The organism is Nocardia sp. NPDC049526 (assembly GCF_044465765.1).
Lineage (GTDB): Bacteria > Actinomycetota > Actinomycetes > Mycobacteriales > Mycobacteriaceae > Nocardia.
The window spans coordinates 133,076-158,674 of record NZ_JBITMA010000010.1 but is presented as its reverse complement, the minus strand read 5'-3'; the positions used below and the strand labels follow the sequence as shown (position 1 = coordinate 158,674).

The 25,599-nt window shown below is 64.7% G+C and carries 24 protein-coding genes and 1 pseudogene; 7 read left to right on the top strand and 18 right to left on the bottom strand.

From position 1 onward, the window contains the following. The 3 genes from ACIBW7_RS29720 to ACIBW7_RS29710 are packed head-to-tail and all read left to right on the top strand — an operon-like array spanning position 1 to position 3,661. Positions 1 to 1,164, top strand: a complete 1,164-nt coding sequence (locus tag ACIBW7_RS29720) for an ABC transporter ATP-binding protein (protein ID WP_397051983.1) — start codon at positions 1 to 3, stop codon at positions 1,162 to 1,164. After that, complete coding sequence (locus ACIBW7_RS29715) at positions 1,164 to 2,861, top strand: ABC transporter permease (RefSeq protein ID WP_397052388.1); 1,698 nt, start codon at positions 1,164 to 1,166, stop codon at positions 2,859 to 2,861. The genes ACIBW7_RS29720 and ACIBW7_RS29715 overlap by 1 nt, the downstream gene beginning before the upstream one ends. Positions 2,862 to 2,902: 41 nt before the next feature. Then, positions 2,903 to 3,661, top strand: a complete 759-nt coding sequence (locus ACIBW7_RS29710; protein ID WP_397051981.1) for an SDR family NAD(P)-dependent oxidoreductase — start codon at positions 2,903 to 2,905, stop codon at positions 3,659 to 3,661. 109 nt (positions 3,662 to 3,770) lie between these two features. On the opposite strand, the gene ACIBW7_RS29705 is transcribed toward ACIBW7_RS29710, so the two are convergent. The 14 genes from ACIBW7_RS29705 to ACIBW7_RS29640 form a co-directional block, all read right to left on the bottom strand. Further along, complete coding sequence (locus ACIBW7_RS29705) at positions 3,771 to 4,790, bottom strand: MBL fold metallo-hydrolase (RefSeq protein WP_397051978.1); 1,020 nt, start codon at positions 4,788 to 4,790, stop codon at positions 3,771 to 3,773. Beyond that, positions 4,787 to 5,122: an EthD family reductase gene (locus tag ACIBW7_RS29700; protein ID WP_397051976.1), complete on the bottom strand. Its 336-nt coding sequence runs from the start codon at positions 5,120 to 5,122 to the stop codon at positions 4,787 to 4,789. Before ACIBW7_RS29700 ends, ACIBW7_RS29705 begins: the two co-directional genes overlap by 4 nt. 68 nt (positions 5,123 to 5,190) lie before the next feature. Further along, a complete protein-coding gene (locus ACIBW7_RS29695) occupies positions 5,191 to 5,814 on the bottom strand; it encodes a TetR/AcrR family transcriptional regulator (protein ID WP_397051974.1) in 624 nt (207 codons plus the stop codon). 45 nt (positions 5,815 to 5,859) lie between these two features. Continuing rightward, positions 5,860 to 7,377, bottom strand: coding sequence for a class I adenylate-forming enzyme family protein (locus ACIBW7_RS29690; RefSeq protein WP_397051972.1), 1,518 nt, complete (start codon positions 7,375 to 7,377; stop codon positions 5,860 to 5,862). Further along, positions 7,374 to 8,489: an NAD(P)-dependent alcohol dehydrogenase gene (locus tag ACIBW7_RS29685; protein ID WP_397051970.1), complete on the bottom strand. Its 1,116-nt coding sequence runs from the start codon at positions 8,487 to 8,489 to the stop codon at positions 7,374 to 7,376. The genes ACIBW7_RS29690 and ACIBW7_RS29685 overlap by 4 nt, the downstream gene beginning before the upstream one ends. Next, positions 8,489 to 9,277, bottom strand: a complete 789-nt coding sequence (locus tag ACIBW7_RS29680; RefSeq protein WP_397051968.1) for an SDR family NAD(P)-dependent oxidoreductase — start codon at positions 9,275 to 9,277, stop codon at positions 8,489 to 8,491. The genes ACIBW7_RS29685 and ACIBW7_RS29680 overlap by 1 nt, the downstream gene beginning before the upstream one ends. Before the next feature lie 13 nt (positions 9,278 to 9,290). Continuing rightward, positions 9,291 to 10,052, bottom strand: coding sequence for an SDR family NAD(P)-dependent oxidoreductase (locus ACIBW7_RS29675; RefSeq protein ID WP_397051966.1), 762 nt, complete (start codon positions 10,050 to 10,052; stop codon positions 9,291 to 9,293). Then, entirely contained in the window at positions 10,049 to 11,251 is a 1,203-nt protein-coding gene (locus tag ACIBW7_RS29670; RefSeq protein WP_397051964.1) for an acyl-CoA dehydrogenase family protein, read from the bottom strand. The genes ACIBW7_RS29675 and ACIBW7_RS29670 overlap by 4 nt, the downstream gene beginning before the upstream one ends. Positions 11,252 to 11,281: 30 nt before the next feature. Next, positions 11,282 to 12,280 (bottom strand): phosphotransferase family protein, encoded by a 999-nt coding sequence (locus tag ACIBW7_RS29665; protein ID WP_397051962.1) that lies wholly within the window; start codon positions 12,278 to 12,280, stop codon positions 11,282 to 11,284. After that, a complete protein-coding gene (locus ACIBW7_RS29660; RefSeq protein WP_397051960.1) occupies positions 12,277 to 13,485 on the bottom strand; it encodes an acyl-CoA dehydrogenase family protein in 1,209 nt (402 codons plus the stop codon). Before ACIBW7_RS29660 ends, ACIBW7_RS29665 begins: the two co-directional genes overlap by 4 nt. Positions 13,486 to 13,512: 27 nt before the next feature. After that, a complete protein-coding gene (locus tag ACIBW7_RS29655) occupies positions 13,513 to 14,664 on the bottom strand; it encodes a thiolase family protein (RefSeq protein WP_397051958.1) in 1,152 nt (383 codons plus the stop codon). Further along, entirely contained in the window at positions 14,661 to 15,032 is a 372-nt protein-coding gene (locus tag ACIBW7_RS29650) for a Zn-ribbon domain-containing OB-fold protein (protein WP_397051956.1), read from the bottom strand. Before ACIBW7_RS29650 ends, ACIBW7_RS29655 begins: the two co-directional genes overlap by 4 nt. 37 nt (positions 15,033 to 15,069) lie before the next feature. Next, entirely contained in the window at positions 15,070 to 15,858 is a 789-nt protein-coding gene (locus ACIBW7_RS29645; protein ID WP_397051954.1) for an enoyl-CoA hydratase/isomerase family protein, read from the bottom strand. Between the two features lie 94 nt (positions 15,859 to 15,952). Next, positions 15,953 to 17,089 carry an acyl-CoA dehydrogenase family protein gene (locus ACIBW7_RS29640; protein WP_397051952.1) on the bottom strand — a complete coding sequence of 379 codons (1,137 nt, stop codon included), beginning with the start codon at positions 17,087 to 17,089 and terminating at the stop codon, positions 15,953 to 15,955. 91 nt (positions 17,090 to 17,180) lie between these two features. Between ACIBW7_RS29640 and ACIBW7_RS29635 the strand changes: the two genes are divergently transcribed. Beyond that, positions 17,181 to 17,564, top strand: a complete 384-nt coding sequence (locus tag ACIBW7_RS29635) for a nuclear transport factor 2 family protein (RefSeq protein WP_397051950.1) — start codon at positions 17,181 to 17,183, stop codon at positions 17,562 to 17,564. Then, positions 17,561 to 17,935, top strand: coding sequence for a hypothetical protein (locus ACIBW7_RS29630; RefSeq protein ID WP_397051948.1), 375 nt, complete (start codon positions 17,561 to 17,563; stop codon positions 17,933 to 17,935). The genes ACIBW7_RS29635 and ACIBW7_RS29630 overlap by 4 nt, the downstream gene beginning before the upstream one ends. A 243-nt stretch (positions 17,936 to 18,178) precedes the next feature. Here ACIBW7_RS29630 and ACIBW7_RS29625 read toward each other — a convergent pair. The 3 genes and pseudogenes from ACIBW7_RS29625 to ACIBW7_RS29615 form a co-directional block, all read right to left on the bottom strand. Beyond that, positions 18,179 to 18,325, bottom strand: a pseudogene (locus tag ACIBW7_RS29625) (dihydrodipicolinate reductase); the annotation flags it as partial. A 210-nt stretch (positions 18,326 to 18,535) separates the two neighbouring features. Further along, positions 18,536 to 18,691: a hypothetical protein gene (locus tag ACIBW7_RS29620; RefSeq protein WP_397051946.1), complete on the bottom strand. Its 156-nt coding sequence runs from the start codon at positions 18,689 to 18,691 to the stop codon at positions 18,536 to 18,538. Positions 18,692 to 18,905: 214 nt separating this feature from the next. Then, positions 18,906 to 19,100, bottom strand: a complete 195-nt coding sequence (locus tag ACIBW7_RS29615) for a hypothetical protein (protein WP_397051944.1) — start codon at positions 19,098 to 19,100, stop codon at positions 18,906 to 18,908. Between the two features lie 495 nt (positions 19,101 to 19,595). Between ACIBW7_RS29615 and ACIBW7_RS29610 the strand changes: the two genes are divergently transcribed. After that, positions 19,596 to 21,605 (top strand): polyprenyl synthetase family protein, encoded by a 2,010-nt coding sequence (locus ACIBW7_RS29610; protein WP_397051942.1) that lies wholly within the window; start codon positions 19,596 to 19,598, stop codon positions 21,603 to 21,605. Positions 21,606 to 21,727: 122 nt separating this feature from the next. Here ACIBW7_RS29610 and ACIBW7_RS29605 read toward each other — a convergent pair whose 3' ends face one another. Then, complete coding sequence (locus ACIBW7_RS29605; protein ID WP_397051940.1) at positions 21,728 to 23,215, bottom strand: wax ester/triacylglycerol synthase family O-acyltransferase; 1,488 nt, start codon at positions 23,213 to 23,215, stop codon at positions 21,728 to 21,730. Between the two features lie 636 nt (positions 23,216 to 23,851). On the opposite strand from ACIBW7_RS29605, the gene ACIBW7_RS29600 reads away from it, so the two are divergent. Further along, positions 23,852 to 25,483, top strand: coding sequence for an FAD-dependent oxidoreductase (locus ACIBW7_RS29600; RefSeq protein WP_397051938.1), 1,632 nt, complete (start codon positions 23,852 to 23,854; stop codon positions 25,481 to 25,483). Positions 25,484 to 25,599 lie beyond the last annotated feature (116 nt).

The window sequence follows — 25,599 nt, the reverse complement described above, 5'->3', positions numbered from 1 at the left end:
ATGAGCTCGCAGTTCACAGTTTCCGGTCTCACCAAGACCTATGGATCGAATGTCGTCGTCGACCAGCTCGACCTCGCGATCGAGGAAGGCGAACTCCTCGTACTACTCGGCCCGAGTGGCTGCGGCAAGACAACCACCCTGCGTTGTCTCGCCGGATTGGAGACGCCCCAGGATGGTTCGATCACCTTCAAGAACCGGCGCGTCTTCGACGCCGAGGCGAAGCTGAATGTGCCTGTGCACAAACGGAATATCGGAATGGTATTCCAGTCGTACGCGCTGTGGCCACATATGACCGTGCGCAAGAACATTCGATATCCGCTGCAGGTCCGCAAATTGCGGAAGGAGATCTCCGGCGGAGCCGTCGAAAGTGCCGCTGCCATGGTCGATTGCACGGAGCTGCTCGACCGGTACCCGGCGCAGCTCAGCGGTGGACAGCAACAGCGCGTCGCGGTGGCCCGTGGCCTGGTGGCCCGGCCCGATCTGGTGCTCTTCGACGAACCTTTGAGCAACCTTGATGCCAGATTGCGGGATCAGGTTCGCTCGCAAATCCATCAGCTGCATCGCAGCCTCGGATTCACAGCGGTTTTCGTCACTCACGACCAGGCCGAGGCATTCGCCCTCGGCGACCGCGTCGCCATTATGAAGGCGGGCAAGATCGAACAGTACGATGCGCCCGAGCAGGTTTTCGAGCATCCGGTATCGGAGTACGTGGCCGCGTTCATCGGTATGGCAAACCGGCTGGAACTGCGCCGCGGTCCCGGCGGCTGGATCACCTCGGCCGGCGACGATATCGACCTGACGCGCGCGGTGGTGCGCGGACGAGCCGACGAAGGAACGTCCGCGGTCGCACGGCTACGTCCCGACGATGTCGTGGTGCATTCGTCGATCGACGAAGTGCCGCAGGGCGATGTGGCGTTGCATGCCGAGTTGGTGACATACGAATACGGCGGCCGCCACTTCGATGTGACCGTCCGAACGGGTGGCGAACAGCTCGCGGTACGAGTCGATGCGGCCACCCACGGCGCCACCTTGCGCCGAAGCCGCCCAGGAGATCCCATGATCGTCAGTTTCTCGCCGGCGAGCTTGCGTGTATTCGCGCAGCCGGACGTCGCAGGCGCCGATGTGCCGGTGCTGGCGACGGCGGGGGCGGGAGGGCAGTCGTGATGGCCACGCTTACCGCTGCGGCCACCCGGTCCTTTGCGATACCCGCGCACGTGCGAGCCAGAATCGGATACCTGGCCTTGCTGGCAGTTCTCGCCTATCTGGTCGTATTGCCGATGATCCGGCTGCAATCGCTGGCGTTCGAAAACGGCGCGCAGGGTTATCGAAACCAATACGGGCGCTTCGATATCGCGGAAACGATCGGGACCACCATCGCGCTGGCCCTCGGATCGCTCGTGATCGCGATGGTTCTCGGCACGGTGCTGGCGTTCGCGGCGAGCCGACTGCCGGACCGACTCGGCTTCCTGCGGATCATTCCGATCCTGCCGATCGTCATGCCCGCGGTCGCCAACGTCGTCGGCTGGGCCTTTCTGCTGTCGCCGGGGCCCGGCTATTTGAATCTGGTGCTCCGGAAGTTGCCGTGGTGGAGCGGATCGGATACCGGACCGATCGATGTCTACACCGTTCCGTGGATCATTATTCTCACCGCCTTCGGGCTGACGTCGTTCGTCTACCTTTTCGTCAGCGCGGGCATGCAGAACATCAGTTCCGAACATCTCGAGGCCGCACAGGTGAGCGGGTCGTCCACGCTCGGAGTGTTCTTCCGGGTGGTGCTGCCTTTGCTGCGCCCGTCGTTGATCTACGGCGGCGGAATCGCGTTGTTGCTCGGCCTCGGCCAGTTCACCGGGCCACTGCTGCTGGGCCAGAACAGTGGCGTCAAGGTGCTCACCACCGAGATGTATCGGCGAGTCTCCGAATCACCGTCGGACTTCGCCGCCGCCGCTGCGGCCGGTTCGCCACTGGTTATCTTCGGGCTCGTTTTGGTGTTGATCCAGAAGGCTTTGCTGGGCAACCAGACTCGCTTCGTCACGCACGGCGGCAAGGCATTCGCGCCATCCACCGGCCGCGCCACCTGGGCCGTAGTGATGATCGTCGGCTACGCGTTGTTCGCCCTCGTCATCCCTTTGGTCGGGTTGATCATCGTGTCCTCGACGCGGTTCTGGTCGGGGTCACTGTCGTGGAACCTGTTCACGCTCGACAATTTCCGACAGTTGGCCGCTACGGACGCGATTGTCGAATCGGTGATCACCAGTGTGCTGACATCGCTCGGCGCGGTGGCGATCTGTGTACCCATCGGCTACGTGATGGCCAACCTGTTGGTACGCGGCCGACGTTACAAAATACTGGCGCTCATCGGTGATTTCATCACGGCATTGCCGCTCGGCATCCCGGCGGTGATCTTCGGCGTCGGTTTCTTGCTCACCTATACCGAGCCGCCACTGATCCTGTACGGCACGCGAACAGTGATCGTCCTCGTCTACGTCGTACTGATGTTGCCCTTCGCGACGCGAATGCAGATGACTGCGATGCTTGCCCTCGGCAACACCTATACCGAGGCGTCGGCAACCAGCGGAGCATCACCGTTCGTGACGAATGCGCGGATCATGCTGCCGTTGATGCGTCCCACCATCCTCAGCGCGGTCGCGCTGATGTTCATTCTGCTGACGCACGAATTCGCGGCCTCGCTTTTGGTGCGTGCGTCGACCACCCAGGTGATGGGGACTCTGCTGTTCGATATGTGGCAGAACGGTTCCTATCCGCTTGTCGCGGCGATGGCATTGCTCATGACCGCGGTGACCACGATCGGCGTCGCACTCGCCATGCTGGTCGGCGGCCGCAACGTACTCAGCAAGCTCTGACCGTCGGAGCCCGGTTCCGACTTCGAAAGGACTGCACAGCAATGACTCTCTCGAGGCTCGATGGCAAGGTCGTGTTGGTGACCGGTTCGACAGGGGGGATCGGCGTCGAAATTGTGCGCCGCCTGGCCGAGGAGGGAGCCTCGGTGGTGGTGACCGACGTCGACGTCGAGGCGTGCGAGAAGCTGACCGCCGACCTGGAACACGGTGCGCGGCATCAGGTTCTGGGATTGGACATCACCCAGGAGTCGCAGTGGCAGCAGGCGATGTCAGCGGTGTCCGAACGCTTCCCGAGTCTGGACGCCGTCGTCAACAACGGTGCCATCGGCAGTCTGGCTTCGGTGGTGGACGAGGATCTGCATCGGTACAACCGGGTGATCGAGGTGAGCCAGACCGGCACCTGGCTGGGCATGAAGTACGCGGGCGCGCTGATCGAGCAGACCGGCGGCGGATCGATCGTCAACATCTGCTCGATCCTCGGCACCGTCGGCGGTTTGGGCAACAGCGTGGCCTACGCGGCGGCGAAGGGTGCCGTGCGCAGCATGACGAAGAACGCCGCATTGCATTGGGCGACAAAGGGAGTGCGCGTCAACTCGATCCACCCGGGATTCATCGAAACGCCTCAGCTCCTCGAACGATACGAGGGCACCGAGCGACACCAGGCGATGGTCGCCAACACCCCGATGGGCAGACTCGGCCGCGCCGAGGAGGTCGCCGCCGCCGTCGCATTCCTGGCGGGCAACGATTCGACCTTCATCACCGGCACCGAACTCTACGTGGACGGCGGCTGGACCTGCGCCTGACCCGCGAAGCTGTCGCGTCGCCGCTGATAGTGAGGCGATCCCTGCACAGCAGAAAGTCCCGCACCTCGATCACTTCAGAGGTACGGGCTTGCTGTGTGGGATCATCTCGTCATGCGGCCATCCGGAAGGCCATAACGCCGTCCGCGTCCTTCGCGGACAACACATTTCGGGCGACCAGGACGTCGAGATGCGCCATCGTCTCGCAGGTCGCGACCATCTGATTGAAGTCGTCGAGCGTGCCGAAGGCGCGGTCGCGCCGCGTCCAGGTCAGAGCGCGGGCCACCGCCACGCCGCTGCACGGTCCCAGATCGCGGACGACAGTGACGATTTGCTCGAATCGGTGGTCATGGTGGGCGAGAAGTTCACGAGCGCGTTGCCCGACGCTGCCTCCGGTGGGACCGTGCGCGGGCAACATCTTCTGCTCGTCATCGTGCTGCAGCAACACCAATGACCGGAGGAAGTTGTCCAACGGCAGTTCCCACGGGCCCAATTCGAATCCGATCGATGGGGTGATCGTGGGCAGCACGTGGTCTCCGGTGAAGACGAGCCCTTTCTCGCGATCCTGAAAGATCATGTGGCCCTTGGTATGTCCGGGTGTCGCTACTGCATACAGATCCAGCCCGGCGATGGCCAGCGCGCCCGGTCGCAGCCAGTGGTCGGGCTGTTCCCAGTCGTCGCGGTCGAACGGTTCGGCGCTGCCCGCCGCATGAGCTCGTCGGGCGATATCGTCCGCGCCCGCCCGCCGCAGTTCCCGCAGCGAACTGTCGGGGATGTTGCTGTTCAGTTGGTGGATGGCGTTGAGTCCGCCTGCTTCATCGGCGCCGAGATGAACTCGACAGCCGTGCCGACGACGCAGTTCGATGGCGAAGGTGTAGTGGTCGCGGTGGATATGGGTGACGAAGACATCGTGAATCTCGGCTGCGGACCGGCCGATTCGGGCCAATGCGTCGGAGAGCTCTCGGTAGGTGTCGGGCCGGTGCCAGCCGCCGTCGATGAGCACGAGGCCGTCGTCGGTTTCCAGTACGTAGACGTTGACCGCGCGCAGGCCGTCCTGCGGCATCTGCAGCGGGATGCGGTGGATCCCTTCGGCTATCGGATAACACCCGGGTTCGGCCCATTCGGCGCTCATTCGACCGCCGGGGCGAGCGGCACCATTGTCTTCTCCTCGCCGTACCAGATCATGCGACGTCCCCGCATGGTGCCCACATTCTCGACAGCGGCCTTCCATTCCGGGCTCGCCAATGCGGCGTCGAGCGCCTCGCGGGATTCGAAACTCAGAATCGACAGACCGTCCCAGCCGGACGACTTCTCGTCGAAGGATTCGAGGAGTTCGGTGTGCTGCCAGCGCAGCAGGCCCGGCAGCGGGTAGGTCACCTCCGCGTGTTCACCGCGCCACCATTCGATGAACTGCTCATGGGTCCAATCACTGGGACGCGATGCGAGGACGATCAGGTTGTACATGCGACTCCTAACTGAATTCTGTTCAGTTTCAGCGGGCGTAGAGATCCCACTGTGTGGGAAGTGGGATCTCAGTTACGCACGATCCGTACTGCTGCTTCGGTGACCGACTCGGTGATCTGCGCGAGGGTGACGTTGCCCTTCGGCCGGTACCAGCGCCAGACGCTGATCACCAGGCCGAGGACCATTCGACCGAGCATGCGCGGATCGCCCGGAGCGAAGACGCCGGCCTCGATTCCGTCCGAGATCAGCCCGGTCCAATTCTGCTCGATCTGTCGCACGAGCTCACGCGACCGCAGGCGTTCGGCCTCTTCCTTGGCCGACTGACGCGGGGCGGCGAGCAAATCCATATGGTTCTGCAGGATGCGGCGCTGCAGGGCATCGGTCGGCGAGGCGGTCAGCGCCGCGGCGATGGCGGCGCGCAACGCTTGCTCCGGGTCGGGCTGATCAGCGACCGCGGCGTTGAACCTTTCGGCCGAGTCGGCCAGTTCGAGTCGCATGATCGTCAGCAGGCAGTGGGCCTTCGACTCGAAATAGTGGTACAGCGCGGTCTGGCCGATGCCGACCTCGTCGGCGATCGACGCCCATTTGGTGTGCTCGTAACCGACTTTCCCGAATTGCTTGATGGCGGCGGTGAGGATTCCGCTTCGTTTCGAGCGCGCGCTTTCGCGGCGGACCTCCGAGTCGACGGTCATCAGCTCTAATACCCCCGCATTCGTTGGTGTGGATTCGACATGACTCTACCGGAACTGAGGTGAACTCGGGTCAACTGCGGTCGCCAGCTGTGTCGCTAATCGCACCGCGTCGGGCCGGGACAACTTGCCGACGGTGTTCTGCGGCAGGTCTCGCACCGTGAACAGGTACTCGGGCCACTTCGACTTGGGAAAGTCCGCCGCCGCAAGCTGATCGGTGACAGTGGCCAATGTCAGCGATTGGCCGTCGGTGACAACCAGCGCTGCCGCTCGTTCGCCGAGCATGGCATCGGGTACCGGGACCACGCACACCTGCACGATGCCCGGCACGTTCGCGATGGCGGATTCGAGTTCGTTGATATCGATATTGCGGCCGCCTCGGATAATGATCTGCTTCTGGCGCCCGGTCACCCGGATCGAGCCATCGATGGCGACCTCGACCAGATCGCCGGTCGGGAGGAAACCGTCCGCGGTGAGCGCCGGGGGAATCACGATGCCGCCCCGGGCGTAACCGACGAACAGGGACGGGCCCTGTACCTGCGCATCGCCGATCGCACCGGCGGCCACGACGTTTCCAGTGGTGTCGACCGCCCGTACGACGGTGCCGCGGAACGGCCGCCCGTCCCGGCCGAGCCTGATGGCGGGCGGGTCGTCGAGTTGTGGCGTGGTGTGTCCGAGACATTCGGACATACCGAAAACCCGCAGGAACGTGGTACCGAGCTTTTCCTCGGCCGCACGCAGTGCGCGTTCGTTCATCGGACCACCGCCGACGGTCATCGCCCGCAGGGCGGACAACATGCCTTCGGAGCCCTCGGCCACCGACAACTGCAAGGCCATGGTCGGAACCAGCATCGTCCAGGCGACGCGGTGTTCGGCCATGGCCGCCAGGGCGGCGGCGGGTTCCCATTTGCCGATCGACACCATCGCGCCGCCGAGATAGGCGGGCAGGTACATGCCGAAACAGAATGCGGCCACCGAAGACAGTGGCACGAAGGCTCCCACTGCCTCATCCGGCTCCAGCCGAACGGTGTCGATGGTGCACTGGCAGGCATACCGGATGGCTTCTTCGGATTGCACAACACATTTGGGACGTCCGGTCGAGCCGGAGGTCATCGCAATGGCAGTGCCCCCGTGCCATCTGTCCACCGAATCGAACGGGCCCGTTCGCGAGCGCAACACGCGCGCGTCGAAGGCGGTATCCCGAATCGGGAAGCGATCGTCCCGCACACCCCAGCGCAGCAGCGAGTCAGGTGCCGCGACCACCAGATCCGGGGCAATATCCTCGACAGCCAGTGCGAACTCGGATTCGGTGGCATGCGCACCGAATACCGCGACGACACCACCACGCAGACCGACAGCCACGGCCGCCGCCACAGTGTGCCAGGTGTTATCGGCCTGGATGAGGACGGTGGGCGGGGCCGGATCGATGGACTCGATCCGCTCGGCCAGCGCTCGGGCCGCTGCCACGATCTTTCCGAGGGAGTGGCGACCGAATTCGTCCACAACTGCGGTCTGCTCCGGCGTGCGCTGTGCCCGCTCGATCATTTCGTGCGCAAGTGTCTTCATCGCCCTACTTCTCTCGCGACGCTCGATATCTGTCTACTCGCTTCGACTCGTTTCGGTGCTCGGCTCGTCAAAAGAGGCGGCACGAGTACCGCGCGTCCGGTGACGGTCCCGGCCCGAAGGCGCTGGTAGATGTCGACCGCATCGGTGAGGGGATACGTCGTGGACTCGACGTGGAGTGTCCCGCCGATAGCCATATCGACCACCGCCTCCAGATCCGATCGGGCACCCCAGAACGGTGCGCCCACCTGCCACCCGGCGGCGAGGCCGATGTGTTTGCCCACTGCCAGGCGGCCGCCCGAACTGCCGACGATCGCGAGCCGGCCCCCTGGCGCGAGTGCTCGCGCGGCCGACTCCATCGTGTCGGACGTGCCGACGAAATCGAGGATCAGGTCGGCCCCGCCGTCGAGTGCCGGGATCGCCGCGGCGAGATCGGCAAACGCCGCATCGCTGCCCAACCGCAATGCGGTAGACAGTGTTTCCGGCCGGTTGTCGATGGCGAGGACACGTCCGGCACCGAAGTGGCGAAGGATCTGAATCGCCAGGTGCCCGAGCCCGCCGACACCGATCACGACACAGATCGCGGATTCGTCGATGACATCGGCGTGCTGGCGCACGGCGTGGTAGGCGGTCGTCCCAGCATCCGCGAGTGGAGCGGCGACGGCGGGTTCGAGATCGCCGGTGCGAACAAGGAATCGGGCCGAGGGCACAACCATGGCCGGTGCCAGACCGCCGTGATAGCCGAGGCCGTTGCCGATCGCAGCCAGTCTGCCGTCCGGACGAGGCCGCAGCGTCAGACAGTAGTTCTCCCGTCCACGCGCACAATTGCGGCACCGGCCACAGCCCCAGATGCCATGGACCACAACGGCTTCGCCGAGCCAGGACTGGTCCGCACCGGGACCGGCATCGATCACCGTGCCCGCTACTTCATGGCCCAGGGTGAGCGGCAGCGGATAGTCGAAGCTCGATTCGGCGGCGTCCATGACGTGCAGATCGGAGCGACACAGTCCCGCCGCGGTGACCTGTAGCAGGAGTTCTTCTCCACGCGGGTCCGGAACCGCAACTTCACGCAACTGTGGTTCGGTACCCCACTCGGTCAGTTGGACGGCCAGCATCAGCGAGCCGTCCAGCCGCCGTCGACAATGAGCGTCTGCCCGGTCATATAGGACGACGCATCGGAGGCGAGAAACAGGACCGCGCCGTCGATTTCACCGGCATTGCCACCACGGCCGAGCATGGTGTTGCGGCGCACCCACCCGGCCGACTTCTCGTTGTCGAACAGGCCATCGGTCATCTCGGTGTCGAACCAGCCCGGCACGACGGCATTCACCCGAATCCCCTTGCGCCCCCACTGCCCGGCGAGTTCCCTGGTGAGTCCGAGTATCCCGGCCTTGGACGCGGCGTAGCTCGCGCCGCCGATCGGTGCGGTCGAAACCAGCCCGATCACCGAAGAAATATTGATATACGACGCGCGTGCCCCCTCGGGCAGTCGCGTCGCGGCATAGGTGGCGAGGTGAAACCCCGCGACCAGGTTGACCTCGAGGATCGATGCGAACCCGGCTACCGTTTCGTCTTCGGCATGCGGGGGACCGGGCTTGCCCGCATTGTTGACCAGCACATCGAGCCGTCCGGACTGCTCATAGCAGCGGTCGACCAACATCCGGCGGTCCTCCTCGGATGTCACATCACAACGAACCGGAACGACCCGGGGGTTATCCGCGGCCAGCGCCGCCAACCGGTCGAGCCTGCGGGCCGCCGCGTACACGGTGGCCCCGGCACCGGCGAGAGCGTTCGCGAAGCCCACTCCGAGGCCGGACGAAGCGCCGGTGACGATGGCGACCCGGCCGGACAACCCGAACAGATCGTCCAGCGTCGTTCCGGTGTCGGATCCGATGGCACTCATGTCGTTTCGCATGTCAGTACACCGCGGTCCGGCCGCCATCGACCGGGATGATCGCACCGGTGGTGTAACCGGCGGCAGCGCTCGCCAAATGGGTTACCAGACCGGCGATTTCCTCCGGCCGCCCCAGCCGGCCCGCGGGCAGGCGATCGATGATCTTCCCGACGAACTCCTCATCCCAGTTCTCGGCCATATCCGTCGCGAATCCACCCGGCATCACGCAGTTGACGCGCACAGTCGGCGCGTACTCCTGAGCGAACGCCATGGTCAATGCGTTGAGCCCGTTCTTGGCCGCCGCGTACATCGCCTCGGGCGGACTCGGCCGGACCGCCCCGATACTCGAGATATTGATGATCGACCCGCCACCGGCGGCGGCCATCCGGGCACCGGCAACCGCCATCAGGCGAAACGGGCCCTTCAGGTTGACCTCGATGGTCTTGTCCCACAATCCCTCCGAGACCGACAGCAGATTGTCGGCCAGCGGTGCGATACCAGCGTTGTTCACGACGATATCGAGACTGCCGAAATCGGCGATGATCCGATCCACGGCTGGTTCGATCGAATCCCACTTGCCCACATGCAATTCGAACGGGTGCGCGCTGCCCGGCCCTTCGCCGTCGCCGAGTGCGGCAACGGCCTGCTCGCAGGCGTCGCGTTTGCGGCTGGACACGATAACCGTGCAGCCCGCGTCCCGTAGTCCGCGCGCGATCGCCAGTCCGAGGCCGCGGCTGGCGCCGGTGACCAAGGCGACCTTTCCGGTCAATTCCGTTGTGCTCATTTGTGCTTCTTCAATTCGAGGCGGGCGATGGTACGCAGGTGTACTTCGTTGGGACCGTCGGCGATCTGCAGTGCCCGGGTGATGGCGTACAGGCGGGCCAGGACGGTGTCGTCACTGACGCCGGCGGCACCGTAGGTCTGCACCGCGCGGTCGACGACGGTGTGCGCCACCTCCATCGCCGAAACCTTGATGGCGGCGACTTCCGACCGAGCGGCCGCGTTGCCGTAGTTGTCGATGAGCCAGGCCGACTTCAGGACGAGCAGCCGGATCTGGTCGATCTCGATGCGGCTGCGGGCAATCCACTCGCGTACGACCCCGCGATCGGCCAGTGGACCGCCGAATGCGATGCGCTTCAGGGAGCGTTGGCACATCATGTCGAGCGCCCGCTCGGCCATGCCGATGGCGCGCATCGCGTAGTGCATTCGACCCGGTCCCAACCGGCCCTGGGCGATGGCGAATCCGTCACCTTCGGCGCCGAGCATGTTCTCGGCCGGGACGCGGACATCGGTGAACTGGACTTCACCGTGGCCGAGCCGGTCACGGAAGCCGAACATCGGGAGATCGCGCAGCACTTCGATTCCCGGGGTGTCACGGGGGACCAGAATCATGCTCTGCTGGCGATATGTCGGTGCCTGCGGATCCGATTTGCCCATGAAGATGATGAGTTTGCAGTCCGGGTCGAGAATGCCGGAGGTGTACCACTTGCGGCCGTTGAGGACGTACTCGTCGCCGTCACGGACGATGGTGGAGGTGATGTTGGTGGCGTCGGAGCTGGCCACCGCGGGTTCGGTCATCGCGAATGCGGAGCGAATAGTGCAGTCCAACAATGGTTTCAACCAAAGCCGGCGCTGTTGCTCGGTCCCGTACATGGCCAGAATTTCCATATTGCCGGTGTCTGGGGCCGAGCAATTGATGGCTTCGTTGCCGATGATGGATCGACCGACTACCTCGGCCAGTGGCGCGTACTCCAGATTGGTGAGTCCGGCGCCGAGGCCGTCGTGGGTCATGAACAGATTCCACAGCCCTAGTTCGCGGGCCTTGACCTGCATATCTCGCATGACCTGCGGCTGCTCATGGGGGTTGTCGTTCGCCGCGATCTGGGCGTCGAACACCTGCTCCGCGGGATAGACGTACTCGTCCATGAAGGATTCGAGTTTGCCGAGCAGATCCTGCGTGCGGGGGGAGTAGGAGAAATCCACAGTGCGGCTCCTGAACTGGTGCGGTCGATATCAACCGGCGAGTAGCGCGGTTCCGGTCTCGATCAGGCGGTTGATGGTGGCGGGCAGCTTTTCCTGATCGGGGTCGTAGTGCCGACCTTCGCGATGGCGGCGCAGGTTATGGCCCATGATCGCCGCCATCTTGAGGCGGCCCAGCGCGTCGAACCACGTCATATCGGTGAGCGCGGGCCCGTCGCCGACGTACAGGTCGGCCAGCTCTTGCGCCGAAGGCAGCCCGGGCACGTCCCGGCCGACGCCGGGAAAGTTGCAGCCATCGGCGAAGACGAGAAACCAGCCCAATTCGACCCGGTGGTCGCCGGCGCTCCAGATCTCCCAATCGATCAACGCGACCGGTTCGACGCCGTCGGAGATGATGTTTCCGAGGCGGTAATCACCATGTACCAGTGTCGGTGCGGTCGGTTCGGGGGTGGTCCGGCCGAGCAGTTCGAGCAGTCGGTCGCCACCGGCGACAAGGTCGGGCGGGACCGCGCCGAGGGTGCGTGCCCAGCGGGCGAGCTCGTCGCCCGGCGTGAGTGGCGCTTGCACACCGGGCACGGTGTTCGGATCTATCGCGTGCAGGCGCGGCAGAATTTCCGCGGCACGCCGCATCCGGGCCGCGGCCAAGCCGGGTTCGACGGCCGGATCGTCCAGTACCGGTTCCAATGCCTGCCCGGCCACGAATTCCATGGCGAACCAGGCGGGTTCGACGTCGTCGACCGCGACGATGCCTGGTACGGGAACAGGCGTGTGCGCCAAGGCCTGCATGATCCGGGCCTGCCGCAGCATGTCGTGTCGGCCGATGGCCTGCTGTCCTTCGGGAACTGCCTTGACCACGAAGTCGCCGCCGGTCGTTCGCACCCGGTACGTCAAGCCGGAATGTCCGCCGAGCAGCGGTTCGAATGCGGTGACCAGGACGTCGAGGTCCGCCTGCAACCGGGTACGGACGCGTTGTTCGAGGTTGCCGTGCCCACCCGTCGCCCGACCCCCCGCGGAATCGCTACCTGAACTCATGGGCGTGGCTCCCTCGGTAGTCCGAGAACTCGCTCGGCGATGATGTTGTGCTGAATCTCGTCGGTTCCCCCGGCGATCCGATAGCCGGGTGCGCCGAGAATGTGCTCGGCCCACGCGAAGGTTCCCCAGCGACCGGAATCCACGGTGAGGTCTCGCCCGAGTAGCAGGCGCACCACCTCGGACGTGCGAGCCATCGTGTCGGTGGCCAGTAGTTTCCCGATCGAGGCCTCCGGTCCCGGGTCCTTGCCCGCGACGACGGCGCCCGCCACCCGCATATTGCCGATTCGCTGTAGATAGCTGCGTATCACGAGGTCGGCGACCTTATCGCGTTCGATCTCGGTCAGCTCCCGTCCGAGATGCTGGGCCAGCGCCACCGCCTGATCCGCGTTCGCCAGACCGAGGTTGCCGCCGTCGAGGCGTTCGGCGGCCAATACGGTGAGCGCTACCGGCCAGCCCTGCCCCACCGGTCCGAGCCGGTAGCTGTCGTCGAGTCGGACACCATCGAGGAAGACCTCGTTGAACGAGCTGCCACCGGTCATCTGCCGGATCGGGCGAACGGTCACCCCGGGTGTGGTCATCGGCACCAGGAAGACAGTGAGCCCGGCGTGTTTCGCTGCCGCGGTATCGGTTCGGCACACGGCGACGCCGATATCGGACACCCGCGCGCCCGAGGTCCACACCTTGTGGCCGTCGAGCGTCCACGTGCCATCGGTGGATCGGACGGCGCGCGTCCGTACCGCTGCCAGATCGGAACCGGCCTCGGTTTCCGAGAACAATTGGCAGGCAATGATATCCGTGCGCAGCATGGCCCGGACATAGCGTGACCGCTGCTCGTCGGTGCCCCACTGCTCGATAGTGGGAGCGACCAGTTGTTGTGTCACCGAGAACATCTCGGTGCGTCGCGGCACATCGAAGTCCGCTTCGGCGCGCCGGAAAGCAAGGACGTACGACAGCGGCAGACCGCGGCCGCCGTAGGTCTCGGGCCAGTTCAGTGCGCCCCAGCCCGCGTCGAATTTGGCGCGCTCGTACTCGCGGATCCGGTCGGTATGCGCGCGTTCCTCCTCGGCGCTCCAGCTCTCGAAAACGGCTACCGAATCCGAACCCGAACCCCAGACCGATTCCGCCCGGGGAGCTGCCACACTGCTCAACCAGGCGAGGGCCTCATCGGTGAAGCGGACGAGGTCGGGAAGTGTCTGTGTGGTCACTGATTCACCTCGAAACGTATTGTCATCTCACACCGAAAGCACGGTGCAGGCGCTGATCCCGGGCGCCCCGTACACGTGCGTGAAGCCGACCTGCGGCGCTCCGGGTACCTGCCGATACCCGGCTTCGCCACGCAACTGGGTGACTATCTCGTGCACCTGGCGCAGACCGGATGCGCCGATGGGTTCGCCGTTGGCGATGCAGCCACCGTCGGTATTGACCGGAAGCCGCCCGCCGATCTCGGTGTCGCCTGCCGCGATCATCGACTCCTGTTCGCCGTGCTCGCAGAAGCCGCATTCGGCCATATGCATGATCTCGGCACCGCTCTCGGTGTCCTGTAATTGCGCGACGTCGACATCGGCGGGGGAGATGCCGGCCTGTTCGAAGGCGGCCGCGGCCGCGTCGGCGCTGACGCTGGTCGGTTCGCCCCCGCCTTGGACGGCCGGGCTGAATACTTCGAAAGAGCCGAATCGGCGGGTGCGGTGGCTGATCGCCCGCAACCGGACCGGGCGACCGCCGAGTCGCCGGACGGCGGCCTCGGTGGCGACGATGACGGCGGCCCCGCCCTCGCCCGGGGAGCAGAACATGTATCGCGTCAACGGGTCGTTCACCATATCGGTGGCGGCGATCTCGTCGGCCGAGATCGCTTCACGTCGCCAGGCATTCGGGTTCAGGCTGCCGTTTCGATACGCCTTTTCGGCAACCTTCGCCAAGGTCGTGCCGGAAATCCCGTATTCGCGCATATATCGGCCGATCTTGGCGCCGAAGAACTGCGTGGTGACCATGAGCCCGGCCGAACCGTATCCCTCGGACAGTCCCCATTCGACGGGTGTCGGATCGAAGGCACCGCGCGGGTGTTTATCGAATCCGACCGCCAGCGCGATTTCGGCGGTTCCGGAACGGACCGCATTGACCGCCGAGAACAGTGCGCTGCCACCGGTGGCGCAGCCATTCTTCACATTGCTGAAAGGTATTCCGGTGAAACCGAGTTCGGCGACGAGGGTGTCGGCGAGTCCCGAACCGTCGCTACCGCCGAAGGCGACCTCGATGTCGGGCCAGGTCACCCCGGCATCGTCGAGCGCGGCGGCGATCGCGCTGACCGCCATCTGACGGCCGGTGATGCCGGGCTGCCTGCCGAACTTCGACAGCCCGGCTCCGATGATCGAAACTGTTTGTGTCACTGCGCTTCTCTTTGTTGTGGAACGACCGCGAACCGGGGCACCGGTGCGGTGCCGACAAGATGCACCGGTGCCCGGTCCAACTCGGTGAAGTCCTCGCATTCCAGGATTGCTTGAATGCGAATACCTTCCGGAAGTTCGACATAGCCCACCGCGAATGGGGAAAAGCCTTCGGCAGGAGGGATATACGGTGGTGACTTCGGTGGGAACCGTTGCACGGTGTAGGCCCACACCACGCCCCGCGTGCTCAACTCCATTGCGATGGCCGTCGGCTGCACGCATCGTGCGCACATGGTGGTCGCCGGATATGCGACCGTGTCACAGACCGTGCACCGGCTACCTTCCAGTACCGACGTTGCGTGCTCACCCATGTCGATCTCCTCTTCGAGTCGTATGGAGCGGCGTCGTTCAGCGACCGACCCACTTCGGTTCGCGCTTCTCGAGGAATGCGTTCACGCCCTCGCGTGCGTCCTCGGACTGCAGGGCATTGCCCACCGCGAGATGCTCCATCACCATGAGCGATTGGATGTCCGCATCCAGGCCGCGGTCGATGGTCATCTTCGTGAGCTTCATGGTGAACGGGCTCTTGTCGACGATCGGTGCGATGAACTCGGCGACCAGGTCGTCGAGTTCGGCCGCGGGCGCCGAAGCGTTGATCAGATCGAAGTCCACGGCTTGCTTGCCGGACAGCAGCTTTCCGGTCAGCATCAGTTCCTTGGTCTTGCGGATACCGATCATGCGGGGCAACCGGTAGATCGGACCCGCGCCACCGAAAAGCGCACGGCGAATGTGGAAGTCGCCGATCAGCGCGTCCTCGGATGCGACAGCGAAGTCGCAGGAGATCATCAGCTCGAATCCGCCGGCCGTCACATGACCCTCGAGGACCGCCAGGGACGGCGTGTTCATCGAGTACAGGCGGTCGCACACCTTGGCCGAGAGCACCGCGACATCCATCGCGTTGGTGCTGCCGACGTAGTTGGCGAGCAGTTCGTCCAGGTCGAAGCCTGAACAGAACGTATTGCCGCGGCCGCGTAGCACGAGGATCTTGAGCTCCGGGTCGTTGTCGACCTCGACGATGATTTCGTCGAGTCGGTGCAGAAGTTCGACGGTGACGGCGTTCTTCTTGTGCGGGCGGTTGAGCCACACGCGTGCGACGTCACCGTCCTTCTCCAACACGATGTGGTCGGTGTCCACCATCTCGAACCTCTTTCTTGAACTTGAACTGGATTCAATTCAGTTTTACCTAGCCGACCGCTCCGCGTCAACAGCAGCGCCGGCGCCGTTGGTTGGTTCAGATACCGAGCAGGGTGGCGATGCGCGCTCTGTGCGCACGTGAATCACCCTGTAGCGCTTCGTTTCCCATTGCCCTGCGGAAGTAGGAGTGGGCGGGGTGTTCCCAGGTGAAACCGACGCCACCGTGCAACTGGATCGCTTCTGCCGCCGTGTGCACCGCCGCATCGGTGCACACGGCGCCGGCGACCGCCACGGCCAACGAGGCCGATCCCGGATCCTGCGCATAAATAGCCGCCGCATACCGGGAGGCCGATCGAGCGCGTTCGAGAGTGACCAGCAGATCGGCAAGCCGATGTTTGACGGCCTGGAACGAGCCGATGGGGCGACCGAACTGGTGCCGGGTCTGCACGTACTCCACGGTCATTTCGAGCAGGCGGTCGACAATGCCGGTGTTCTCACATGCCAGCGCCAGCGTTGCCAGCTCGCCCAGCCGCGCGGCGGTCGCCTCGGCGGCATCGACGTCGGTGAGCGCGATCGCTGGACATCGATCGAAGGTGAGATCGGCTCGACGGCGCGTGGGGTCGAGTACTCGACGCTCGGTTCGGACGAGTGATGCGCCCGGTTGAGTAGCGAACAGGCGGCGGCCGTCCGGACATTGCGCCGAAACAACGGCCACATCGGCATTTCCGCCGCTCATCAGGTGGGTCGCTGTGCCGTGCAACAGCCACCCGGTCGGCGTCGACTCCGCACGTACGTGATCGGTGGTGGCGGACAAGGCGCTGACCGTCGCCAGCAGGCTTCCGTCGAGAACTCCGGCGAGCAGGTCCGCGTCCTGGATGGGATCCGCCGAGAGCAATGCGTGGACGCCGAGGACTGCCGAGGTGTACACCGGCTCGCATGCGAGCGCGCGCCCGCATTCTTCGAGCACGATCCCCATCTCGACCATCCCGTAGCCCAGGCCGCCGCGGCCTTCGGGGACTGCCAGCGTGGTCACCGACATTTCGTCGACCAGTGTTTTCCACAGCTGTGGTGCATAGCCGAGTTCGGTGGAAGCGACCGTTCGCACCTGCTCGATTCCGCTGTGTTTGGCGAGTAGGCCGCGGATGGCCGCGCGCAGCTCCGACTGCTCCGGTCCGGGTGTCAGCGCAGGTGGATCCGTGCGGGGCCATGGCATTTCTATTGCGGATGCGGACATCTAACCTACCTAAATTGAGTTCAGTTTGATAGTTCGAGAGTATCGCGCCGAAGCCTGGACAAGAAGGGCGATACTGAACTAAGTTCATTTCATGAATTTGGCCATCGAGGGCTACTACGCAACCTTGGACAGCGGGCGGCTGGACGACGCGGTGGCGTTACTCGCCGAAGACGTCCAGTTCGCGATGCTGCTCCCCACTGGAGTGAACCTCGGACACGGCCGCGCGGCCATGCTCGAGTACCTGGAGGGCCGGCCGAAGGTGAACCGAAAGCACCGGCTGTTGCGGGTGGCCGCCGACAATGGTGTGGAGTTCGCGCACGGCGCCGTCACCGAGAACGAGGTGACGACAACCGGCTACTTCGTCGGCGCGATGCATATCGATGCCGACGGGCTGATCGATCGCTACCAGGTAGCATTCAGCGCCGAATTCGCGCTGATACCAACAGGTTTCGACGTCGAGAGAGGGCTCGGATGACGATTGCGGCGCCACCGGTGCTGGCCAGGTGGTTCGAATACATGGATTCGGACGACCCCGATCGCGTGCTGGGCATGATCTCGGGCGACTTCGCGATGTCGGTGCAGTTCTCCAAAGGTGCCGGGCAGTCCGCCGAATTCGTGGGAGACCGCGAGGGGTTGGTCGGCTACTTGGCGCAGCGCGAGAAGAGCACGCTGGTCCATCACATCGACACCGGTGCGGTGGTGGGCGATTGCGAGTTCGTACTCGGTCGGACAACCCGTGGCGGTGCGTTCGAGGCTTCCTTCAACGCCACCGCACAGCTCGATGCGGACGGCAAGGTGCGGCGCCTTCTCATCGCTCGTACCCCCGAAGTGTCCTTTGTTCGCTGAGTTCGTCCCGGAACGGTGAACCGCCGATCCCTTCGGCAAGCCGGTTCGCCGCGGTGATGCGCAGGAATGCCCGCGCCCCGGAACCCGAGGTGAAGTCGTCTGGAACACCGATCCGCACCGATGCCCCGCATCACCCACGTCTTGGATGAAGACGACGTCCGGCTCGAGATCTCACATGACCTCGAACTGAACGTGCGACGGCAGCGGATTCTGCTTCCCCTCGCCCGAATATCCGGCGATATTTCAGGCCCGTGCTGCGATGGCGCGAGGGAGTGTCAGCGGCAGATCGTTATAGGTCGCGATGCCCGGCGCCGCCGCGACGACCGCGGCGATCGCGTGGATCGGTGGCATCGCAGTCAAGATATGTCCGAGGACCATGAAATCCGCGAGTGGGCGGTTTCGATGGGGATCCAGATGTCGTGCGCACCATGGTAAAGAAACAGTGGCACACCGGATTTCCGGTCGTGTGGCCGCTTCGATTTCGAGCAGGCGACGGCCGAGGCCTGGAAACCGGCCGATTTCGAACCTGCCACGGGCCTCTACCGTTGCGACACAACGCCGTGCACGGCGACCCCGGTCGCTCTCATCCTCGTGATCCGGCTACAGAGAAGGCCGTTTCCGAAGCAGCACATGCTCCAGCCCCACCAAGATCACATCGATCTTGAACTCGAGCTGGTCATCATCCTGACGTCCGGCCACGACTTCACGCAGCACAGGAAGATCGTGCTCGTCCGCGGCCTGCAACGCACTGATCACCTCGGGAGTATCCGGATGCACATGGTGTGAGCGATGAGTAAAGCGCTCAGCCCAGAGGAGAAGCCCGTCTCGGTGATCAAGGTGAGGGCGGCACGTGCGTCATCGGTGTCGAATCCTGCACCCACCAATGCCTCGAGCACGCGCTCGACAGGCCTCAGGGTTCCCAGTCCGCGGACGCCGTGGAGATGGACCGAGGTCGCCCAGACGTCGACCTTCACACCGCATCCCGCAACGCTGTCGCGTACAGGAACGCGACATCCTGCCACGCGCGATCGACCGGCAATGTGACCCGAGCCAACTCGGACTCGAAAATATCCAACGCCACCAATTCCCGCAGACCGTCTCGATCTCCAACGTAATAGTTGAGGGCTTTGGGATCGACGCCGAGCTCGTCTGCGACAGCCTGCATCGTCAGCGCCTCCGGCGCCACTTTCCGTGCGGCAGAAGCGATCCGCGCCAGACTCAGCTGCCGTGGGCGACCGCGGCGCCGGGGCCCCGAGTCGCCGTCCGACCCATCGAGCTCATCAAACCTTCCCGCCATCCACAGCACCAGGCTATTGCCAGGCACTTGGGCACCGGAACCGACGGTAGGCATGCTCGGCAAACGCAGTTCGCGGTGCGCGGGAGTCGAGTATCTCAGCGAGTTCGGGCTATCAGGTCCGCATGCGGTTCAGCAGCCCACCCCGATCGAAGGAATCTATCGGAGGTGCGTGTGCCACAACGTCTTTGGGCTGGTACAGGCACGTTGTGAGCGGCATGATTCGGATATCATCGAAGCTACCGGGCTGAGGCTGCGGTGACATCAAAACTGGCCGATACCAACATCTTCCGCGTGATGCTGGGGTCGATTGCCATTGATCGGCGGTGTCGTAGATGACCGATGTAACCAGTCAGGAGTGCCCGCGTGCCACGTGAAATCGATTCCGCTGTCTTCCCACATCTGGAGGCGGACTTGGACCGCGTCCGTGACGTTCTCGGCCCCGTGCAGTTCCGGGGCAGGCCAGAACTGACCGCACTCACCGACGAAGGGCCCGACACCTCTCGCCGCTTGGTCCGTCCCACCTTGACCTTGTTGTCGTACTACCTGCTCGCCGATCCTGCGGCCCCGGCCGCCGACCGCGCTGTGCGCGCCGCTGCCGCCATGGAGCTGCTGCACCTGGGCTCGCTCTACCACGACGACGTCATCGATCACGCCTTTCAGCGCCGAGGCAACCCCAACGCCAACGCGGTGTGGGGATCGCACATGGCTGTATTAGGTGGAGATTCCGTGACGTCCTCGGGCACGCGCATACTGGCCGAACTCGGCCAGCGCGAGGTTCTCGCGGGGGCGATCGCCAGTGAGCAGATGTGCGAAGGCATGGTGATCGAGGCCGCCGACCTCTACGCCGCCTCCCGCAGCGAGCAGTCCTACCTGGACGCGATCGATGGCAAAACGGCGGTGCTGCTTTCGCTGGCATGCCGGGTGGGCGCGATGCAGGCCGGTCGGCCGGAGGATCAGGAAGAGGCGCTGGCACAGTTCGGCCGATACTTCGGGCTGGCCTACCAGCTGTACGACGACATCTTCGACCTGACCTCGACCGCCGAAGAGATGGGCAAACCTGTCAACACGGATCTGTCCGAGGGGATCTACACCCTTCCCGTGATCCGCGCGGCTGCCCGCGACGGGGACCTGGCCCGCCTGCTGCGCAGAGCGATGACGGGTGAGCAAGTCGCACGTGCCCGTGAACTCGTCATCGCCTCCGGCGCCGTGGACGAAGCGCAGGCGATGGCCGATGAATTCATGGACCGGGCTGCCGGTCAACTCGCCGCCCTGCCTGCTCACCCGAGCGTCCGCCAGGCGATGACCGCCTACGCACGGTCCGTACTCGATCGGCGAACTACGCTGCGCGCGGTTCCTCCGCAGGCGACACAGCCACCCGAGGCCCAGACTTATGGGCTCCCGCAGGAGCTCACAGGATGGGTGCGGAGCTGGATGGCGGATACCGGCCTCGTCCGTTCCTTGGCCGAATTCGATGACCACCACCGATGGGCAGGAGCGCTGCGGTTCGGGGCGGCAGAGATCTTGGCCCCAGCGGACGGTGTCCGTGAACGAACTGCCACCGGCATGGCGATGCTGTCCGTCGTGTGGGATGACCTCTTCGAGGATCCGCAGTTGAGGGACCCGGAAGCCGTGACGGCGCTGAGGCGGGGCATGGTGGCGATGCTGCGTCAGGACCCGCAGACGCCGTGGCGGCCCGGTGCGATCGCGACGGCGTGGGCGAGTTTGTGGCCGCGCCTGCGCGAGGGCCGGACCACCCGCTGGCAGGAGCGGTTCCTCGACAGCATCGAGGAGTGGTTCGAAGCCGCCGAACGTGAAGCGCACCATCGCATCAATGGCTACATCCCCTCCGTGGCCGACTATCTGCCGCTGCGGATGTCGACCAGCGGAATCGAAACCGCCCTCGCCTGCATGGAGGTGTATCACGACCGGGAACTGCCGTCGAAGCTGCGTAACCACCCCGTGATCCGCCGTCTCGAGGAACTCGCTTTCTGGGTGACCTTCGTGGAGAACGACCTGGTGGGGTTGGACCAGGACGAGGCCGACCAAATCCCCTACAACCTGGTGCGGGCGGTGCGTCACGAGACCGGCTGCACCCGCCGCGAAGCCGTGGAGCAGGTGCAGCGCCAGGTGGCCGAGCATCGCGCCCAGCTCGAGGCGCTGATCCGCTACGTCCCCGTGCTCCTGCGTATGCTTCCCGGCCTGTCGGGTCAGCGGAAGGAATACGCGTTGATCTATGGAAACTTGACGAACATGGCGTTCTGGGTGAATCGGACCGATCGGTACGCGCAGACCGCTTCCGCAGCGCCGGACTTGGAGCGGTTGCGGCGTGAGATCTACTACCCGGCCGCCGAACCGGCTGCTACCGCGCCATAAGCCGGCAAGGCAGGTGTTGTCTCGCGCGAGCCACTGTGGTGGTCGCGCGGGACGCCGCTCCGGAAGACACATGTGCCAACCACAGAGATCGACCTGCGGAGACAGTAGCTGCGAGTGAGCGGCTATTGAGCTAGTTCGGTGAGTGCGTCTTGGAGGTAGGTGGCGATTTTCCAGACGTCGGGGATGGTGTCGGTGCTGGCGAGGATGCCGAAGTCGAGGTGGCCGTTGTAGGACATGACGGTGATGTTGAGTGGGCCGGATAGGTCGGTGAGTACGGAGATGGGGTAGCTGCCTGCCACTCGAAATCCTGCGGCGTACAACGGTATCTGCGGTCCGGGCACGTTGGAGACGATCATGTTGGCCAGGGGGAGTGCGGGGGCGGCAATACGCAGGAGTAGGCGGGTGGCCAGGCCGTGCAGGATCTGGGGTAGGGCCGCGGTGGCGTAGTGGAGCAGGTTCGGTGGGGTGGTGTGGAAGTGGTCTTTCGCGGCCAGCATTGCGGCGTGGGTGAGTTTCATGCGGTGCTGTGGGTCGGGTTCGCCGATGGGTAGTTCGCACAGCATGATCGAGAACTGGTTGCCTGCGGTGCCGAGTTGCTCTTGGGTGCGCACTGATACCGGGATCGCGGCCACGGCCGGGTCGTCGGCCGGTGTGTCGTGGTCGTGTAGCCAGCGGCGAAATGCGGTGGTGCACAAGGTCATTACCACGTCGTTGACGGTGCCGCCGAAGCTGTTCTTGACTTGTTTGACGGTGTCGAGTGATAGCGAGACGAAGGCGTAGGACCGGTCGGTGCCGTTGGGACCGTTGCCCAGCAGCGTGGGATTGGTTTTGCGTATGTCGGCGAGTGTGTTCGGCAGCGTCGGTCCCAGGCGCAGTGGCAGGCGCATCCGATCGGCCTGGCGGGTCACCGTGTGTGCGATGCCGCGGCCGAGTATTTCGGCGGGATTGGGGGTTCGTCCCAATCGAAGCCCGTCAGGCGGTGGCGGTACGGACTGGGAGTCGGGCACGATATCGAAGAGCGCGGCCATGACCTCGGCCCCCGACACGCCGTCGATCAGGGCATGGTGCACCTTGGTGTAGATGGCTTGGCGGCCGTCGGTCAACCCTGAGATGAGGTGGCATTCCCATAGTGGTCGATTTCGGTCGAGGGGCTGTGCGTGTAGACGGGCGGCGAGATCGGCCAGCGCCACGTCGGTCGAACCTTCGGGCAGGCGCGTATCGCGCACGTGATATCCGAGGTCGATGGTGTCGCTGTCTTCCCAATAGGGAAGGTCCAGGCCCAGCGTGACGGTGCGTAATCGCCACCTCAGGGGCGCGATCAGATGTAGTCGGCTCGCGATCAACCGCCGCAGCGCCGTGACGTCCAGTGCGCGACCTGTGGTGGGTGGTTCCAGCAGTGTGACCGACCCGACGTGGAGCAGCATGGTGGGTGATTCGGCATCGAGCAGCAGGACGTCGAGCGAGCTGAGTTGCCGGGACGGCCCGTTCTCACCAGATAGCGGAATTCTTTGCGGTGTCGCTGGTTCAGCGGATGTGTCGGAGGCGATTTGGCCTGGTGTCACGATGCGGATGTCGAGGTGGCGGGCGGGTTTCAGGTCGGCGTGGGACATGAGGACTCCCCGTTGTCGCTGGTTTCAGGACAGACTGCCGATTCAGCTCAATCGGCGGTGATAGTGCCGCGCCGCATTTATGGTCTGTCGATATCTGTGGGCGCTGAGAACCGTTCGAGCCGCTCCGCTCTTGCGGTGATGCCGACGTCGGTGTCGAAGACGTGTCATTGAGGTTAGTGGTCGGCGGGGCGCCGTCGGCCGCGATCGTGTGCTCTCTACGTTAATTCTGTGCAAACGGATGCGCGGCACCGATGTCTTTATGGACGCGTCCATGCTGGTTGGCGGTGATCCACGATCTTTCCTGGATTGTGGGTGGTCAGCGGCTTGCCGGCGCCAACGCGGTCGTGAAACCCCGAATCTCACCGACTTTTTCGGCGTTGCGTAGCAGCACAAGCGCCCCGGCTCTAGCTGAGGGCGCGCCCGGCCATCGCTGCCCCGAGCCTGCCCGATACCCCGCTGGATCGGACCGATGGCGAGGTGTCGAGTGCCGGGAAACCGCCGAAGAGTCGGTCATCACAATTCTCCCGTCATACCCCATGGGGTATATTCGCCTTCGAACCGAAGATACCCCTAGGGGTATATGACCGGGAGGAATGGCATCCGACACAATCGGTGCCGTGGCCCGCTGGGAGGCAGATGATGAAAGTTGTGATCGTCGGCGGAGTGGCCGGTGGCATGTCGGCGGCGACCCGCCTGCGAAGGCTGCAGGAATCAGCCGAAATCGTCGTCATCGAACGCGGTGACCATGTGTCGTTCGCGAATTGCGGTCTGCCCTACTACGTCGGCGGGGTGATCCCGAAACGGGAATCGCTGCTGCTGCAAACGCCCGAGTCGCTGGCGGCGCGGTTCCGACTGGATGTGCGAGTGCGTCACGAGGTAGTGGCGCTCGACCCCGACGGTCGGACCGTCACCGTGCGTGAACTGGACTCCGGTCGCGAATACGCCGAGCCCTTCGACGAATTGGTATTGAGCACCGGCGCCGGGGCGATCGTGCCGCCGCTGCCGGGTGTCGAGCGCGCCTTGGTGCTGCGCGATGTCGCGGATGTGGACCGACTGGCCGAGGCGGTGGCCGACGTGCGGTCCGCGGTGGTCGTCGGCGCGGGATTCATCGGTGTGGAGATGGCCGAAAATCTTGTGCGGCGGGGGATTTCGACCACCGTGGTCGAGCGCGCCCCGCAGGTGCTGTCACCGCTGGACGTCGAGATGGCCGCGCCCGTCGCCGCCGAGATGCGCGCGCATGGGGTCCGGTTGGAGTTGGGGGCGGAGCTGATGGGTATCGACGCCGAGACGGTGACCCTGTCCGATCAGCGAGTCGTGCCTGCCGACCTGGTGGTCATCGCGATCGGCGTACGCCCGGAGAGCGCGCTCGCCCGCGACGCCGGCCTCGAAATCGGTTCCGGCGCAGGCATCGTGGTCGATGATCGGCTGCGTACCTCGGTGCCGCACATCTATGCCGTCGGCGACGTGGTCGAGAAGAAGGATGCGGTGACCGGGCAGTCGATGCTGGTCCCGCTGGCGAATGCGGCGAACCGGCAGGGCCGGCTGGTCGCCGACGTGATCGCCGGATTGCCGGTCACCGACCCGCCCGCGCAGGGCACCGCGATCGTCGGGATCTTCGACCTGACCGCGGCGATGACCGGGTGGAGCGAAAAGCGGCTGAGCGCCGCGGGGCGTCGGTTCCGCGTCCTGCATTCACACCCGCTCGCCCACGCCGGCTACTACCCGGGTGCTCGCGCGATGTCGGTGAAACTGCTCGTCGATCCCGACACCGACCAAATCCTCGGCGCGCAGGCCGTAGGCGCAGACGGCGTCGACAAACGCATAGACGTGCTGGCCACCGCGATGACCGGTGGTCTTGCGGCCTCGCGGTTGATGGATCTGGAACTCGCCTACGCTCCGCAGTTCGGTTCGGCGAAGGACCCGGTGAACATGCTCGGGTACATGGCCGACAATCTGCGCACCGGCGCGCTGCGCACAATGCAGTGGTATGAGATCGACGAGGCGCTCGCGATGGGCTCACACGTGGTCGACGTTCGCTCGCCCGAGGAGTTCGCGGACGGCTCCATTCCCGGCGCACGCAACATACCCCTGGACGAACTCCGCGATCGAGCGACTGAGATCCCGGCTGGTCCGGTCCTGGTCTTCTGCCAGGTCGGGCAGCGTGGCAACAGTGCGACGCGGTTGCTGTCCCAGCTCGGCCGGGACGCGGTCAACCTCGACGGCGGATACCGAACCTGGCGGGACGCCGTCTCGGTCCAGACTCGGTAGTTCAAGACAGAGAAACCTTGCCAGAGAAGGAATAAGTAATGTGTCAACGAATCGTCTGCCGGAAGTGCGGCAAGCCGAGCTACTCAGGGTGCGGTAATCACGTCGAGCGAGTGCTC

What these genes read in the sequence shown, in the direction of transcription:
- ACIBW7_RS29705 (WP_397051978.1), bottom strand. Translation starts at nt 4,790, where the DNA reads ATGAGCGCCGAATGGGCCGAACCCGGGTGTTATCCGATAGCCGAAGGG.
- ACIBW7_RS29720 (WP_397051983.1), top strand. Translation starts at nt 1, where the DNA reads ATGAGCTCGCAGTTCACAGTTTCCGGTCTCACCAAGACCTATGGATCG.
- ACIBW7_RS29665 (WP_397051962.1), bottom strand. Translation starts at nt 12,280, where the DNA reads ATGAGTTCAGGTAGCGATTCCGCGGGGGGTCGGGCGACGGGTGGGCAC.
- ACIBW7_RS29605 (WP_397051940.1), bottom strand. Translation starts at nt 23,215, where the DNA reads ATGTCCCACGCCGACCTGAAACCCGCCCGCCACCTCGACATCCGCATC.
- ACIBW7_RS29600 (WP_397051938.1), top strand. Translation starts at nt 23,852, where the DNA reads ATGATGAAAGTTGTGATCGTCGGCGGAGTGGCCGGTGGCATGTCGGCG.
- ACIBW7_RS29650 (WP_397051956.1), bottom strand. Translation starts at nt 15,032, where the DNA reads ATGGGTGAGCACGCAACGTCGGTACTGGAAGGTAGCCGGTGCACGGTC.
- ACIBW7_RS29710 (WP_397051981.1), top strand. Translation starts at nt 2,903, where the DNA reads ATGACTCTCTCGAGGCTCGATGGCAAGGTCGTGTTGGTGACCGGTTCG.
- ACIBW7_RS29715 (WP_397052388.1), top strand. Translation starts at nt 1,164, where the DNA reads ATGGCCACGCTTACCGCTGCGGCCACCCGGTCCTTTGCGATACCCGCG.
- ACIBW7_RS29640 (WP_397051952.1), bottom strand. Translation starts at nt 17,089, where the DNA reads ATGTCCGCATCCGCAATAGAAATGCCATGGCCCCGCACGGATCCACCT.
- ACIBW7_RS29635 (WP_397051950.1), top strand. Translation starts at nt 17,181, where the DNA reads ATGAATTTGGCCATCGAGGGCTACTACGCAACCTTGGACAGCGGGCGG.
- ACIBW7_RS29690 (WP_397051972.1), bottom strand. Translation starts at nt 7,377, where the DNA reads ATGAAGACACTTGCGCACGAAATGATCGAGCGGGCACAGCGCACGCCG.
- ACIBW7_RS29680 (WP_397051968.1), bottom strand. Translation starts at nt 9,277, where the DNA reads ATGAGTGCCATCGGATCCGACACCGGAACGACGCTGGACGATCTGTTC.
- ACIBW7_RS29675 (WP_397051966.1), bottom strand. Translation starts at nt 10,052, where the DNA reads ATGAGCACAACGGAATTGACCGGAAAGGTCGCCTTGGTCACCGGCGCC.
- ACIBW7_RS29615 (WP_397051944.1), bottom strand. Translation starts at nt 19,100, where the DNA reads ATGCAGGCTGTCGCAGACGAGCTCGGCGTCGATCCCAAAGCCCTCAAC.
- ACIBW7_RS29645 (WP_397051954.1), bottom strand. Translation starts at nt 15,858, where the DNA reads ATGGTGGACACCGACCACATCGTGTTGGAGAAGGACGGTGACGTCGCA.
- ACIBW7_RS29700 (WP_397051976.1), bottom strand. Translation starts at nt 5,122, where the DNA reads ATGTACAACCTGATCGTCCTCGCATCGCGTCCCAGTGATTGGACCCAT.
- ACIBW7_RS29685 (WP_397051970.1), bottom strand. Translation starts at nt 8,489, where the DNA reads ATGCTGGCCGTCCAACTGACCGAGTGGGGTACCGAACCACAGTTGCGT.
- ACIBW7_RS29695 (WP_397051974.1), bottom strand. Translation starts at nt 5,814, where the DNA reads ATGACCGTCGACTCGGAGGTCCGCCGCGAAAGCGCGCGCTCGAAACGA.
- ACIBW7_RS29630 (WP_397051948.1), top strand. Translation starts at nt 17,561, where the DNA reads ATGACGATTGCGGCGCCACCGGTGCTGGCCAGGTGGTTCGAATACATG.